Origin of the sequence: Streptomyces pactum (genome assembly GCF_002005225.1) — a bacterium.
GTDB lineage: Bacteria > Actinomycetota > Actinomycetes > Streptomycetales > Streptomycetaceae > Streptomyces > Streptomyces pactum_A.
In genome coordinates this window covers 3,642,152-3,656,723 of sequence record NZ_CP019724.1, presented here as the reverse complement: position 1 = coordinate 3,656,723, position 14,572 = coordinate 3,642,152, and the positions used below count along the sequence as shown (strand labels likewise).

The 14,572-nt window shown below is 69.4% G+C and carries 9 protein-coding genes; 6 read left to right on the top strand and 3 right to left on the bottom strand.

From position 1 onward, the window contains the following. Nucleotides 1-14 precede the first annotated feature (14 nt). On the top strand, nt 15-3,914 hold the full coding sequence (locus B1H29_RS15085; RefSeq protein ID WP_055418385.1) for a DNA-directed RNA polymerase subunit beta': 3,900 nt from the start codon (nt 15-17) through the stop codon (nt 3,912-3,914). Nucleotides 3,915-3,995: 81 nt separating this feature from the next. Here the strand turns inward: B1H29_RS15085 and B1H29_RS15080 are convergent, their stop codons facing one another. Next, the gene (locus B1H29_RS15080) at nt 3,996-5,291 is read right to left on the bottom strand and encodes a hypothetical protein (RefSeq protein WP_055418384.1); all 1,296 of its coding nucleotides are present in this window, start codon (nt 5,289-5,291) and stop codon (nt 3,996-3,998) included. A gap of 101 nt (nt 5,292-5,392) precedes the next feature. On the opposite strand from B1H29_RS15080, the gene B1H29_RS15075 reads away from it, so the two are divergent. The 5 genes from B1H29_RS15075 (at nt 5,393) to tuf (ending at nt 11,127) form a co-directional block, all read left to right on the top strand. Continuing rightward, on the top strand, nt 5,393-6,460 hold the full coding sequence (locus B1H29_RS15075; protein WP_234393017.1) for a glycosyltransferase family 2 protein: 1,068 nt from the start codon (nt 5,393-5,395) through the stop codon (nt 6,458-6,460). A 289-nt stretch (nt 6,461-6,749) separates the two neighbouring features. Further along, on the top strand, nt 6,750-7,121 hold the full coding sequence (rpsL, locus tag B1H29_RS15070; protein ID WP_003948652.1) for a 30S ribosomal protein S12: 372 nt from the start codon (nt 6,750-6,752) through the stop codon (nt 7,119-7,121). Between the two features lie 2 nt (nt 7,122-7,123). Next, nucleotides 7,124-7,594 carry a 30S ribosomal protein S7 gene (rpsG, locus tag B1H29_RS15065; protein WP_003974303.1) on the top strand — a complete coding sequence of 157 codons (471 nt, stop codon included), beginning with the start codon at nt 7,124-7,126 and terminating at the stop codon, nt 7,592-7,594. A 39-nt stretch (nt 7,595-7,633) separates the two neighbouring features. Next, the gene (gene fusA, locus B1H29_RS15060) at nt 7,634-9,760 is read left to right on the top strand and encodes an elongation factor G (RefSeq protein ID WP_055418383.1); all 2,127 of its coding nucleotides are present in this window, start codon (nt 7,634-7,636) and stop codon (nt 9,758-9,760) included. A gap of 173 nt (nt 9,761-9,933) precedes the next feature. Further along, nucleotides 9,934-11,127 carry an elongation factor Tu gene (gene tuf / locus B1H29_RS15055; protein ID WP_055418382.1) on the top strand — a complete coding sequence of 398 codons (1,194 nt, stop codon included), beginning with the start codon at nt 9,934-9,936 and terminating at the stop codon, nt 11,125-11,127. A gap of 110 nt (nt 11,128-11,237) precedes the next feature. On the opposite strand, the gene B1H29_RS15050 is transcribed toward tuf, so the two are convergent. Continuing rightward, nucleotides 11,238-13,703 (bottom strand): FtsX-like permease family protein, encoded by a 2,466-nt coding sequence (locus B1H29_RS15050; protein ID WP_055418381.1) that lies wholly within the window; start codon nt 13,701-13,703, stop codon nt 11,238-11,240. After that, complete coding sequence (locus B1H29_RS15045; protein ID WP_055418380.1) at nt 13,697-14,434, bottom strand: ABC transporter ATP-binding protein; 738 nt, start codon at nt 14,432-14,434, stop codon at nt 13,697-13,699. The genes B1H29_RS15050 and B1H29_RS15045 overlap by 7 nt, the downstream gene beginning before the upstream one ends. Nucleotides 14,435-14,572: the final 138 nt, after the last annotated feature.

Genomic DNA, 14,572 nt, shown 5'->3' with positions numbered 1-14,572 from the left:
GGGATTGACGCATAGTGCTCGACGTCAACTTCTTCGACGAGCTCCGGATCGGTCTGGCCACCGCTGACGACATCCGTCAGTGGAGCCACGGCGAGGTCAAGAAGCCCGAGACGATCAACTACCGCACGCTCAAGCCCGAGAAGGACGGACTCTTCTGCGAGAAGATCTTCGGTCCGACCCGGGACTGGGAGTGCTACTGCGGCAAGTACAAGCGCGTCCGCTTCAAGGGCATCATCTGCGAGCGCTGTGGCGTCGAGGTCACGCGCGCCAAGGTGCGCCGTGAGCGGATGGGCCACATCGAACTCGCCGCCCCCGTCACCCACATCTGGTACTTCAAGGGCGTTCCGTCGCGGCTGGGCTACCTGCTCGACCTCGCCCCGAAGGACCTGGAGAAGGTCATCTACTTCGCGGCGTACATGATCACGTACGTCGACGAGGAGCGCCGCACCCGCGACCTGCCCTCGCTGGAGGCCCACGTCTCCGTCGAGCGCCAGCAGATCGAGCAGCGCCGCGACTCCGACCTGGAGGCCCGGGCCAAGAAGCTCGAGACCGACCTGGCCGAGCTCGAGGCCGAGGGCGCCAAGGCCGACGTGCGCCGCAAGGTGCGCGAGGGTGCCGAGCGTGAGATGAAGCAGCTCCGCGACCGTGCGCAGCGCGAGATCGACCGCCTCGACGAGGTGTGGAACCGGTTCAAGAACCTCAAGGTCCAGGACCTCGAGGGCGACGAGCTTCTCTACCGCGAGCTGCGCGACCGCTTCGGCACCTACTTCGACGGTTCGATGGGTGCCGCGGCGCTGCAGAAGCGCCTGGAGTCCTTCGACCTCGACGAGGAGGCCGAGCGCCTCCGCGAGATCATCCGTACCGGCAAGGGCCAGAAGAAGACCCGTGCGCTCAAGCGCCTCAAGGTCGTCTCCGCGTTCCTGCAGACCAGCAACAGCCCCAAGGGCATGGTGCTGGACTGCGTGCCGGTCATCCCGCCGGACCTGCGTCCGATGGTGCAGCTCGACGGTGGCCGCTTCGCGACCTCCGACCTGAACGACCTGTACCGCCGCGTCATCAACCGCAACAACCGCCTGAAGCGGCTTCTCGACCTCGGCGCGCCCGAGATCATCGTGAACAACGAGAAGCGCATGCTCCAGGAGGCCGTGGACGCCCTCTTCGACAACGGTCGTCGCGGTCGCCCGGTCACCGGTCCCGGTAACCGCCCGCTGAAGTCCCTGAGCGACATGCTCAAGGGCAAGCAGGGTCGTTTCCGTCAGAACCTGCTCGGTAAGCGTGTGGACTACTCCGCGCGTTCCGTCATCGTCGTCGGCCCGCAGCTCAAGCTGCACCAGTGCGGTCTGCCGAAGGCGATGGCGCTGGAGCTCTTCAAGCCGTTCGTGATGAAGCGCCTGGTCGACCTGAACCACGCGCAGAACATCAAGAGCGCCAAGCGCATGGTCGAGCGCGGCCGCACGGTCGTGTACGACGTGCTGGAAGAGGTCATCGCGGAGCACCCGGTTCTGCTGAACCGTGCGCCCACGCTGCACCGCCTCGGCATCCAGGCCTTCGAGCCGCAGCTCGTCGAGGGCAAGGCCATCCAGATCCACCCGCTCGTCTGCACCGCGTTCAACGCGGACTTCGACGGTGACCAGATGGCCGTGCACCTGCCGCTCTCCGCGGAGGCGCAGGCCGAGGCCCGCATCCTGATGCTGTCCTCGAACAACATCCTCAAGCCGGCCGACGGCCGTCCGGTGACGATGCCGACCCAGGACATGGTCCTCGGTCTGTTCTTCCTCACCACCGACGGCGAGGGCCGCGACCTCAAGGGCGAGGGCCGCGCCTTCGGGTCCGCCGCCGAGGCGATCATGGCGTTCGACGCGGGCGACCTGTCGCTCCAGTCGAAGGTCGACATCCGCTTCCCGGTGGGCACCATCCCGCCCCGCGGCTGGGAGCCCCCGGCCCGCGAGGAGGGTGAGCCGGAGTGGCAGCAGGGTGACACCTTCACGCTGCGCACCACGCTGGGCCGCGCGCTCTTCAACGAGCTGCTGCCCGAGGACTACCCGTTCGTCGACTACGAGGTCGGCAAGAAGCAGCTCTCCGAGATCGTCAACGACCTCGCCGAGCGCTACCCGAAGGTCATCGTGGCGGCGACGCTCGACAACCTGAAGGCCTCCGGCTTCTTCTGGGCGACCCGTTCCGGTGTCACCGTGGCCATCTCCGACGTCGTCGTTCCCGAGGCGAAGAAGGAGATCGTCAAGGGCTACGAGGCGCAGGACGAGAAGGTCCAGAAGCAGTACGAGCGCGGTCTGATCACCAAGGACGAGCGCACGCAGGAGCTCATCGCGATCTGGACCAAGGCGACCAACGAGGTCGCCGAGGCGATGAACGAGAACTTCCCGAAGACCAACCCGATCTTCATGATGGTGAACTCGGGCGCACGAGGCAACATGATGCAGATGCGTCAGATCGCCGGTATGCGTGGTCTGGTGTCGAACGCGAAGAACGAGACGATCCCGCGTCCGATCAAGGCGTCGTTCCGTGAGGGTCTGTCCGTGCTGGAGTACTTCATCTCCACGCACGGTGCCCGTAAGGGTCTGGCGGACACCGCTCTGCGTACCGCCGACTCGGGTTACCTCACGCGTCGTCTGGTCGACGTCTCCCAGGACGTCATCATCCGCGAGGAGGACTGCGGCACCGAGCGCGGTCTCAAGCTGCCGATCGCCACGCGTGACGCCGACGGGACGCTGCGCAAGGCCGAGGACGTCGAGACCAGCGTGTACGCCCGCATGCTCGCCGAGGACGTCGTCATCGACGGCAAGGTGATCGCGCCGGCCAACGTCGACCTCGGTGACGTCCTGATCGACGCCCTGGTCGCCAACGGCGTCGAGGAGGTCAAGACCCGTTCGATCCTGACCTGCGAGTCCCAGGTCGGCACCTGCGCCATGTGCTACGGCCGCTCGCTGGCCACCGGCAAGCTGGTCGACATCGGTGAGGCGGTCGGCATCATCGCCGCCCAGTCCATCGGTGAGCCCGGTACCCAGCTCACGATGCGTACCTTCCACACCGGTGGTGTGGCCGGTGACGACATCACCCAGGGTCTGCCGCGTGTCGTCGAGCTCTTCGAGGCCCGTACCCCGAAGGGTGTCGCCCCGATCTCCGAGGCCTCCGGCCGCGTGCGGATCGAGGAGACCGAGAAGACGAAGAAGATCGTCGTCACCCCGGACGACGGCAGCGACGAGACGGCGTTCCCGATCTCGAAGCGCGCCCGTCTGCTGGTGGGCGAGGGCGACCACGTCGAGGTGGGCCAGAAGCTCACCGTGGGTGCCACCAACCCGCACGACGTGCTGCGCATCCTGGGTCAGCGTGCCGTCCAGGTCCACCTGGTCGGCGAGGTCCAGAAGGTCTACAACTCGCAGGGCGTGTCGATCCACGACAAGCACATCGAGATCATCATCCGGCAGATGCTGCGCCGCGTGACGATCATCGAGTCCGGCGACGCAGAGCTGCTGCCCGGCGAGCTGGTCGAGCGTACGAAGTTCGAGACCGAGAACCGTCGTGTGGTCCAGGAGGGCGGTCACCCGGCCTCCGGTCGTCCGCAGCTCATGGGTATCACCAAGGCCTCGCTGGCGACGGAATCCTGGCTGTCGGCCGCCTCCTTCCAGGAGACGACCCGAGTCCTGACGGACGCGGCGATCAACGCCAAGTCCGACAGCCTCATCGGCCTCAAGGAGAACGTCATCATCGGTAAGCTCATCCCGGCCGGTACGGGTCTGTCCCGCTACCGCAACATCCGGGTCGAGCCGACCGAGGAGGCCAAGGCCGCGATGTACTCGGCCGTCGGCTACGACGACATCGACTACTCGCCGTTCGGCACCGGCTCCGGCCAGGCCGTTCCGCTGGAGGACTACGACTACGGTCCGTACAACCAGTAAGCGAGTGTCCGCTTGATACGCCGAAGGGCGGTCACCCCGGGAGGGGTGGCCGCCCTTCGGCGTTGTCGCTCGGGAGAGGGCCTACGGCACGCCCAGCTCGAAGATGACGTAGTGCGCGTACCAGCCGGAGGCGAGTGCGGCCGTGGAGAAGAAGACCACCAGGCTCGGGAGCCTCAGGCGGCCGAGGGCCGCGGCCGGAGCGAGGAGCAGGGGGAAGGCGGGCAGCAGGTAGCGCATCGTGTTGCCGAACATCTGCTGGGTGCCGAGGACGGTGATGATCGTCGCCAGGGTGTAGGCGACGAGCACCAGCGGGGCCCGCTTGCGCAGCATCAGGGCGATCAGGAAGGGCAGCGCCAGGACCAGCTGCAGGGAGAGCAGGTCCGGGGTGGAGAAGGCGAAGTGGTAGTCGCCCTTGCCGACCGCGAGGTTGCGCAGCACGTCCAGGGTGTAGGCGCCGTAGTCGAAGAAGTGCGCCCAGCCCTCGCGCTGGAGCGTGAAGTACGCCGTCGCCTCGCCGGTGCGGTAGCCGACCCAGGCGATGTAGGAGAGCAGGCCCAGGGGAGCGACGATCATGGCGTACACGGGCCCGCGCACCCCGTGTTCCCGTCTGGTCGCGGGACGGGCCAGGGTCACCAGCGCGGCGAGTCCCACGGCGCCGATCAGGACGGCGGACGTGGGGCGGTTCAGGCCCGCGGTGAAGGCGAGCAGGCCGGCCGTCACCCAGCGCCCGGTCATCACGGCGTAGCAGGCCCAGGCGGCGATGGCGACGAACAGGGACTCGGAGTACACCGCCCACTCGACGCCCGCGCCGGGGGCCACGGCCCACAGTCCGGCGGCGATGGTGCCCGCGCGGGCCCCGGCGACGAGGCGGACCACGGCGAAGACGCCCGCCGCCGCGACGAACGACGAGACGACGGAGACGAGGATCCCGGAGCCGTACAGGCCGAGGCCGGTGGATTCCGAGACCATGCGGATCAGGGCCGGGTAGAGCGGGAAGAAGGCGACCGAGTTCTGCTGGACCGTGAACAGGCCGTCCGAGTCGAGCCGCACCAGGGAGGGGCTGTAGCCGTGCTCTGCGACCTGGAGGTACCACCAGCCGTCCCAGGTGGCCAGGACGTCCCACCAGTGGGCGCCGCCGCCGAAGCGCGGGTTCTTCCCCTTGTAGTCCCCGGCGTACTCCAGCAGGGAGGCGAAGACCGCGAGGCCGACGAGCTTGGTGACTCCGTACAGGGCGAGCGGGGCCAGGTAGGGTCGCGCGGCGGGCGGCAGGGCCGGGGGCCAGGTCCGCCAGGAGCGGTCCCGGCGTCCGTCGGACAGCCGTTGTTCCCGTGCGCCGGCCGACGCGTCGCCCACCGTGTCGTCGGCAGCCGTGTCCATGGCTGTCATCCCCCTCAGTCCACCCTCAACCGTCAATTGCTGCCATAAGATCGCACAAGAGTCGCACATCTGTGCTCGATGTTCGGGGGAGGGGAGGCGCGGTGCCCGAGGAACGGGACGCGGAACTGCACGAACCGGTCGTGCTGTCGGTCGTCATTCCGATGTACAACGAGGAAGAGGTCCTGCCCGCGCTGGTCAGCAGGCTGCGGCCGGTCCTGGCGGAGCTGGGTGTCCCTCATGAGGTCGTGGCGGTGGACGACGGCAGCGGCGACCGCACGGCGGAGCTGCTGGCCGCCTTCCGGCTGGGCTGGCCGGAACTGCGCGTGGTCGCGCTGCGGCGCAATTCCGGCCACCAGGCGGCCCTCACCGCCGGCCTGGACCGGGCGTCCGGGGCCTACGTGGTGAGCCTGGACGCCGACCTCCAGGACCCGCCGGAGAAGATCCCCGACATGCTGGCGCTGGCCCGCGCCGAGGAGCTCGACATCGTGTACGGGGTCCGTGCCGACCGCAGCAGCGACTCCGGGTTCAAGCGGTGGTCGGCGGGCGTCTACTACCGCCTCATGCGGCGCCTGGCGGGCCCGTCGGTCCCGGCGCAGGCGGGCGACTTCCGGCTGCTCAGCCGCGCCGCCGTGGAGGCCCTGAAGGCCCTGCCGGACCAGCAGCGGGTCTACCGCCTCCTGGTGCCCTGGCTGGGCTTCCCGAGCGGGCGGGTGACGTACGAGCGCGCGCCGCGCACCGCGGGCCGGACCAAGTACCCGCTGGGCCGGATGATCCGCCTCGCGGTCGACAGCGTCACCGGCTTCTCCGCGGCGCCGCTGCGCATCGCCACCTGGCTGGGCGCCGGCGCCTTCGTGGTCTGCCTGGGGCTGCTCGTCTACACCCTCACCGCCTTCGCCCTGGGCCGCACGGTGCCCGGCTGGACGTCGCTGTTCACCGGCATCGTCTTCATCGGCGCCGTGCAACTGATCTGCGTCGGCCTGCTCGGCGAGTACGTCGGCCGCATATACACGGCCGTGCAGAACCGGCCGACGTACTTCGTCCGGGACGACACGGCGGCCGAGAAGAGCTACGACGCGGCGGCCGAGGAGACCGACGACGCGGCGGCCGGGGAGACCGACGACACGGCGGCCGAGGAGACCGAGGTACGGGTGCCCGCCCCGCGTGGGTGAGCCCTCGGCGCCGTTCGGGCGGAATCGGGAGGAACCGGGCGCCTGCGCCGGTCCCGCGCATTTGTTTTGACCGCAGCGAATGCGATAGGTACGCTCAGACCTTGTGCCTGGGGTGTGCCCTGGCCCTCGTGCGTGCCTTCAACCGCAGTGAGGGTCGTCACCGGCCACCGTAATCCACGCTTTCTTCCGCCTGGCGGCAGGGGTTCGCGGGATTCGACACACCCGACCGCGTGGGTCGGCAACGTTCCAGGTTAGCTCCACCATTCGGCACACAGAAACCGGAGAAGTAGTGCCTACGATCCAGCAGCTGGTCCGAAAGGGCCGGCAGGACAAGGTCGAGAAGAACAAGACGCCCGCACTCGAGGGTTCGCCCCAGCGTCGCGGCGTCTGCACGCGTGTGTTCACGACCACCCCGAAGAAGCCGAACTCGGCCCTGCGTAAGGTCGCGCGTGTGCGTCTGACCAGCGGGATCGAGGTTACCGCTTACATTCCGGGTGAGGGGCACAACCTGCAGGAGCACTCCATCGTGCTCGTGCGCGGCGGCCGTGTGAAGGACCTGCCGGGTGTTCGCTACAAGATCATCCGCGGTTCGCTTGACACCCAGGGTGTGAAGAACCGCAAGCAGGCCCGCAGCCGCTACGGCGCCAAGAAGGAGAAGTAAGAATGCCTCGTAAGGGCCCCGCCCCGAAGCGCCCGGTCATCATCGACCCGGTCTACGGTTCTCCTCTGGTGACCTCCCTGATCAACAAGGTGCTGCTGAACGGCAAGCGCTCCACCGCCGAGCGCATCGTCTACGGCGCCATGGAGGGCCTGCGCGAGAAGACCGGCAACGACCCGGTCATCACGCTGAAGCGCGCTCTCGAGAACATCAAGCCGACCCTCGAGGTCAAGTCCCGCCGTGTCGGTGGCGCCACGTACCAGGTTCCGATCGAGGTCAAGCCCGGTCGTGCCAACACCCTGGCGCTGCGCTGGCTGGTCGGTTACTCCCGCGCCCGTCGCGAGAAGACCATGACCGAGCGTCTGCTCAACGAGCTCCTCGACGCCTCCAACGGCCTCGGTGCCGCTGTGAAGAAGCGCGAGGACACGCACAAGATGGCCGAGTCCAACAAGGCCTTCGCGCACTACCGCTGGTAGTCGCTACCCACATCGAGACCGAGAGAAGACTGAAGCCTTATGGCTACCACTTCACTTGACCTGGCCAAGGTCCGCAACATCGGGATCATGGCCCACATCGACGCGGGCAAGACGACCACCACCGAGCGGATCCTGTTCTACACGGGTGTGTCGTACAAGATCGGTGAGGTCCACGACGGCGCCGCCACGATGGACTGGATGGAGCAGGAGCAGGAGCGTGGCATCACGATCACGTCTGCTGCGACCACCTGCCACTGGCCGCTCGAGGACAACGACTACACGATCAACATCATCGACACCCCGGGGCACGTCGACTTCACCGTAGAGGTGGAGCGCTCCCTGCGCGTGCTCGACGGTGCCGTGACCGTGTTCGACGGTGTCGCCGGTGTCGAGCCGCAGTCCGAGACGGTGTGGCGTCAGGCCGACCGTTACGGCGTGCCGCGCATCTGCTTCGTCAACAAGCTGGACCGTACCGGCGCCGAGTTCCACCGCTGCGTGGAGATGATCTCGGACCGCCTGGGTGCCCAGCCGCTGGTCATGCAGCTCCCGATCGGCGCCGAGGCCGACTTCAAGGGCGTCGTGGACCTGGTCCGCATGAAGGCGCTCGTGTGGTCCGCCGACGCGGCCAAGGGCGAGATGTACGACACCGTCGACATCCCGGCCACGCACACCGAGGCCGCCGAGGAGTGGCGCGGCAAGCTGGTCGAGGGCGTCGCGGAGAACGACGAAGAGATCATGGAGCTGTTCCTGGAGGGCCAGGAGCCCACCGAGGAGCAGCTCTACGCCGCGATCCGTCGCATCACCATCGCGTCCGGCAAGTCCAGCGACACCACGGTCACCCCGGTGTTCTGCGGCACCGCGTTCAAGAACAAGGGCGTCCAGCCCCTGCTCGACGCGGTCGTGCGCTACCTGCCGACCCCGCTCGACGTCGAGGCCATCGAGGGCCACGACGTCAAGGACCCCGAGGTCGTCGTCAAGCGCAAGCCGTCCGAGGACGAGCCGCTGGCCGCGCTCGCGTTCAAGATCATGAGCGACCCGCACCTCGGCAAGCTCACCTTCGTCCGGGTCTACTCGGGCCGCCTGGTGTCCGGCACCGCCGTGCTGAACCCCGTCAAGGGCAAGAAGGAGCGCATCGGCAAGATCTACCGCATGCACGCCAACAAGCGTGAGGAGATCGAGTCGGTGGGCGCCGGCGACATCGTCGCCGTCATGGGCCTGAAGCAGACCACCACCGGTGAGACGCTGTCCGACGACAAGAACCCGGTCATCCTGGAGTCCATGGACTTCCCGGCGCCGGTCATCGAGGTCGCCATCGAGCCCAAGTCGAAGGGCGACCAGGAGAAGCTCGGCGTCGCGATCCAGCGTCTGGCCGAGGAGGACCCGTCGTTCCAGGTCCACTCCGACGAGGAGACCGGCCAGACCATCATCGGCGGTATGGGCGAGCTGCACCTCGAGGTGCTGGTCGACCGCATGCGCCGTGAGTTCCGGGTCGAGGCCAACGTCGGCAAGCCCCAGGTCGCGTACCGTGAGACGATCCGCAAGGCCGTCGAGCGCGTGGACTACACCCACAAGAAGCAGACCGGTGGTACCGGTCAGTTCGCCAAGGTGCAGATCGCGATCGAGCCGATCGAGGGCGGCGACGCCTCGTACGAGTTCGTGAACAAGGTGACCGGTGGCCGTATCCCGAAGGAGTACATCCCTTCGGTGGACGCCGGTGCCCAGGAGGCCATGCAGTTCGGCATCCTGGCCGGCTACGAGATGACGGGCGTCCGCGTCACGCTCATCGACGGCGGCTACCACGAGGTCGACTCCTCCGAGCTGGCGTTCAAGATCGCCGGTTCGCAGGCGTTCAAGGAGGCCGCGCGCAAGGCTTCGCCCGTGCTCATGGAGCCGATGATGTCCGTCGAGGTCACCACGCCCGAGGACTACATGGGTGAGGTCATCGGCGACATCAACTCCCGCCGTGGCCAGATCCAGGCCATGGAGGAGCGGATGGGTGCCCGCGTCGTGAAGGGCCTCGTGCCCCTCTCGGAGATGTTCGGCTACGTCGGCGACCTCCGCAGCAAGACGTCGGGTCGCGCGAGCTACTCGATGCAGTTCGACTCCTACGCCGAGGTTCCCCGGAACGTCGCCGAGGAGATCATCGCGAAGGCCAAGGGCGAGTAACGGACTACTCCGTTTAACGGACCCCGTCCGCACGCTTTAGGCTTGACCCCGGAGCCTGCATGGGGCATTCCGCCGTGAACCCGGTGGAATGCCCCCGGCACCCGGGCTTTCCAGCAAAGATCACCTGGCGCCGATGAGTAAGGCGTACAGAACCACTCCACAGGAGGACCCCAGTGGCGAAGGCGAAGTTCGAGCGGACTAAGCCGCACGTCAACATCGGCACCATCGGTCACATCGACCACGGTAAGACGACCCTCACGGCCGCCATTACCAAGGTGCTGCATGACGCGTACCCCGAGCTGAACGAGGCCTCGGCCTTCGACCAGATCGACAAGGCTCCCGAGGAGCGCCAGCGCGGTATCACGATCTCGATCGCGCACGTCGAGTACCAGACCGAGACGCGTCACTACGCCCACGTCGACTGCCCCGGTCACGCGGACTACATCAAGAACATGATCACGGGTGCGGCGCAGATGGACGGTGCCATCCTCGTGGTCGCCGCCACCGACGGCCCGATGCCGCAGACCAAGGAGCACGTGCTCCTGGCCCGCCAGGTCGGCGTTCCGTACATCGTCGTCGCGCTGAACAAGGCCGACATGGTGGACGACGAGGAGATCCTGGAGCTCGTCGAGCTCGAGGTGCGCGAGCTCCTCTCCGAGTACGAGTTCCCGGGCGACGACCTGCCGGTCGTCAAGGTCTCCGCTCTGAAGGCGCTCGAGGGCGACAAGGAGTGGGGCAACTCGGTCCTCGAGCTCATGAAGGCCGTGGACGAGTCCATCCCGGAGCCCGAGCGCGACGTCGACAAGCCGTTCCTGATGCCGATCGAGGACGTCTTCACCATCACCGGTCGCGGTACGGTCGTCACCGGCCGCATCGAGCGTGGTGTCCTCAAGGTCAACGAGACCGTCGACATCATCGGCATCAAGACCGAGAAGACCACCACCACGGTCACCGGCATCGAGATGTTCCGCAAGCTCCTCGACGAGGGCCAGGCCGGTGAGAACGTCGGTCTGCTCCTCCGTGGCATCAAGCGCGAGGACGTCGAGCGCGGCCAGGTCATCATCAAGCCCGGTTCGGTCACGCCGCACACCGAGTTCGAGGCCCAGGCCTACATCCTGTCGAAGGACGAGGGTGGCCGTCACACCCCCTTCTTCAACAACTACCGTCCGCAGTTCTACTTCCGTACGACGGACGTGACCGGCGTCGTGACCCTCCCCGAGGGCACCGAGATGGTCATGCCGGGTGACAACACCGAGATGAAGGTGGAGCTCATCCAGCCCGTCGCCATGGAAGAGGGCCTGAAGTTCGCCATCCGTGAGGGTGGCCGGACCGTGGGCGCCGGCCAGGTCACCAAGATCAACAAGTAAGCTCCGCTTGCTTGTCGGTCCGATGACCTGACATGGGCTGATGCCTGAGAAGGGGCCCGTACGACTTCGGTCGTACGGGCTCCTTCGCTTTTTCGGGCTCCTTCGCCTTTTCACGACTTCGTGCCCGCCAGTGCCACCGCGCGGCGGCGCAGGGCAACGGCGGCGGGGGCGACCGAGGCGAGCACCGCCGCCACCGCGCAGGCACCCACGGCCGTCCCGATCGCCGTCCACGGCAGCACCACCGTGGGGCGCACCGAGAGCAGTCCCAGCACCGCCCACATGCCCGCCAGGTTGACCCCGGCGGCGAGCAGCCCCAGGAGCGCGCCGACCGCCACGACGGTCAGGGACTCGGCCGCCACCAGCCGCAGGAGCTGACCGTCGGTGGCCCCGGCCAGGCGCAGCACCGCCAGGTCGCGGACCCGGTCGGAGGTGGCCATCACCATCGTGTTGACCAGGGAGATGCCCGTGTAGAGCAGGGCGATGCCGAGGATCATCAGCAGGCCCACCCGGGTCGGGCGGTTGGTCTGTGTACGGGCGGCCGCGACCCACTCGTCCGCGCCGGACACCCGGCCGCCGGCCTGCCGCACCGCCTCGCGCAGCCCCGCGGCCACGGCCTCGGAGCCGGCGCCGTCGGCGAGGGTGACGTCCACCCGGTCGACGGGGGCGCCGGGGGCGTTGGCGGCGGTGACGTAGACGCCGTTGCCGCCGGTGCCGGTGTGCATCACGGCGGCGACGCGCAGGGTCTTCTCCGTGCCGTCCCCGAGCCAGACCCGCACCTTCTCGCCGACGGTGTGCCGCTCCCACTCCTCGTTGACGATGATCGAACGGTCGTCGAGGCCGGACACGCTCCCCGCGGCGAGCGGCAGCCGTGCGGTGGCGGCGAGGGCCCCGGGGCCGGTGACGGCACGGGCGTCGGACCTGATCAGCGCCACGCCCTCCTCCAGGACGTACACCGCGCTCGACGAGGTCGCGGACACCTCGGCGGTCCCGGGCACGGCGCGCAGCCGCTCCACCGTCCGCGCGTCGAAGCCGGTATCGCCGTCCGGCGCGGTGATCACGAAGTCGGCGCCGGTCCGCTCGCGGGTCTCGGTGGCCTTCGCCTCGTTCAGCGTCGCGGTGGCGCCCAGCAGGGAGCCCGCCAGGGCGACCGTGACCAGCACGGGCGCGGCGACGGCCGCGGTGCGGCGTACCCCGGCGGCGGTGTTCTCGCGCACCAGCATGCCCGCGGCGCCGGGCAGTCGGGCCGGCAGCCAGGCCAGCAGCCGGGTCAGCGGACGCACCACGGCCGGGGCGAGCAGCGCGACCGCGGTGATCAGCAGCATGGGCCGGAGCACGTAGGTCTTGCGGTGCAGCAGGTCGCCGGGGTCGCCGGCCAGGGCGACGCCGAGGGTCACCAGCGCGGTCAGCAGCAGCCCGAGACCGGACAGCCAACGGCCCGGGGTCATCGACCGGGCGTCCACGGTCGCCTCGCGCAGCGCCTCGGCGGGGCTCGTGCGTCCGGCCCGCCAGGACGCCGCGACCACACCGCACAGGGCGACCAGGAGCCCGGTCCAGAAGGCCGTGTGGTACGGCCAGGTGTGGTCGCCGATGGTGAACCAGGCCGGCGCCAGCCCCTCCTCGGCCACCCGGTGGGCCAGCCACGGCGCGCCGTACCCGCCGAGCACGCAGCCCGCGGCCGAGGCGAGGACGCCGACGACGAGGGCCTCGGCGAACACCGTGCGGCGGATCTGGCCGGGCGTGGCCCCGGCCGTGCGCAGCAGCCCGAACTCCCGGCGCCGCTGGGCGACCGTGAAGGCGAACGTGGACGCCACCACGAACACCGAGACGAACGCGGTGACGCCGCCGGCCGTGCCGAACAGGGCGTTCATCGCGGTCAGCGCCTCGGTGTCCCGGTCGGGATCGGCGTCGGCGTACCGCCGGTCGTCCCCGGTGAGCACCCGGACCCCGGCGCTGCCGCGTACCGCGTCCCGCACGGCGGGCTCGGCCGCGTCGACCACCAACTGCACGCTGAGCGGGGCGAGCCGGGCGGCCCGTGCGTCGGTGAAGAACACGGCGTCCTCGAAACCCCGGTCGGCCACGGTGCCCACCACTCGCACGGTGCCGCGGTCCGTCCGCACCCGCCGGCCCGGCGCGGCCCAGCCGCCGGTGACGACGACCTCGTCGGCGGTGCGGGGAGCACGGCCCGCGTCGAGGGTGTACGGGGCGAACGCGGCGGTGGACCAGGGGTGGCCCACCAGGCCGGCGGGCCCGCCGGGAGCCCGCAGCGGGAAGGACCGGTCCTCGACGACCGTGCCGAGCCGCTTCAGCCCGGCCACCGTCGGGGCCGGCACGGCACGCGGCCGCGCGAGCTCCTCCGTACGGTCGCCGACCGGCGTCGCCACCCGCAGGGTGTCCTGCCCCCGGACCACGACCGGCGCGGCGGCGAAGCGTTCCGGAGCGCGGTCGGGCGCGTCCAGCGAGGAGGCCAGGGCCAGCCCCGTGACGGCGAGCAGGGCGACGCCGAGCGACAGCGCGACGAAGCTGCCGAGGAAGGTGACCCAGCGGGAACGCAGGGTGCGCAGGGCGGCGCTCAGCACGGGGCGGCCTCCAGGCGGGTCATGCGGGCGGCGATGGCCCCGGCGTCCGCGCCGGTCAGTTCGGTCTCGACCCGGCCGTCGACCAGGAAGAGCACACGGTCGGCGTAGGAGGCGGCCACCGGGTCGTGCGTGACCATGACGACCGTCTGGCCCTCGCGGTCGACCATCCCGCGCAGCAGCGTCAGCACCTCACGGCCGGTCCGCGAGTCCAGCGCGCCGGTCGGCTCGTCGCCGAAGAGGACCTCGGGGCGGGTGATCAGCGCGCGGGCCAGGGCGACGCGCTGCTGCTGGCCGCCGGACAGCTCCGCGGGCCGGTGGCGGGCCCGGTCGCCGAGGCCGACCTGGGCGAGCACCTCGCGCACCCGGCCCCCGGGCGGGCGGCGGCCGGCCAGGCGCAGGGGGAGCGCGACGTTCTGCTCGGCGGTCAGCGACGGCAGCAGGTTGAACGCCTGGAAGACGAAGCCGACGCGCTCGCGGCGCAGCAGGGTCAGCCTTCTCTCGCTCAGCCCGGTCAGCTCGGTGCCGCCGAGGGCGACCGATCCCGACGTGGGCCGGTCCAGGCCGGCGGCGCACTGCAGCAGCGTCGACTTGCCCGAGCCGGAGGGGCCCATCACGGCGGTGAACGTGCCCCTGGGGAAGGCGAGGGAGACGTCGTCGAGGGCGGTCACGGCGCTGTCGCCCGCCCCGTAGCGTCTGCTGACGGAGCGCAACCGGATCGCGTCGTCGTTCATGTGTGCCCACTTCCTGGTCGGACCTCCCGCGTTCCGGGCGGGGCGGCGGTGCGGGACCGTACGACCGGCGAGGCCGAGGTCACTTGTCGTCTGTGGCTCCACACAACCGTCCCCGGGCACCTCGGCGCAGTGCGGCAG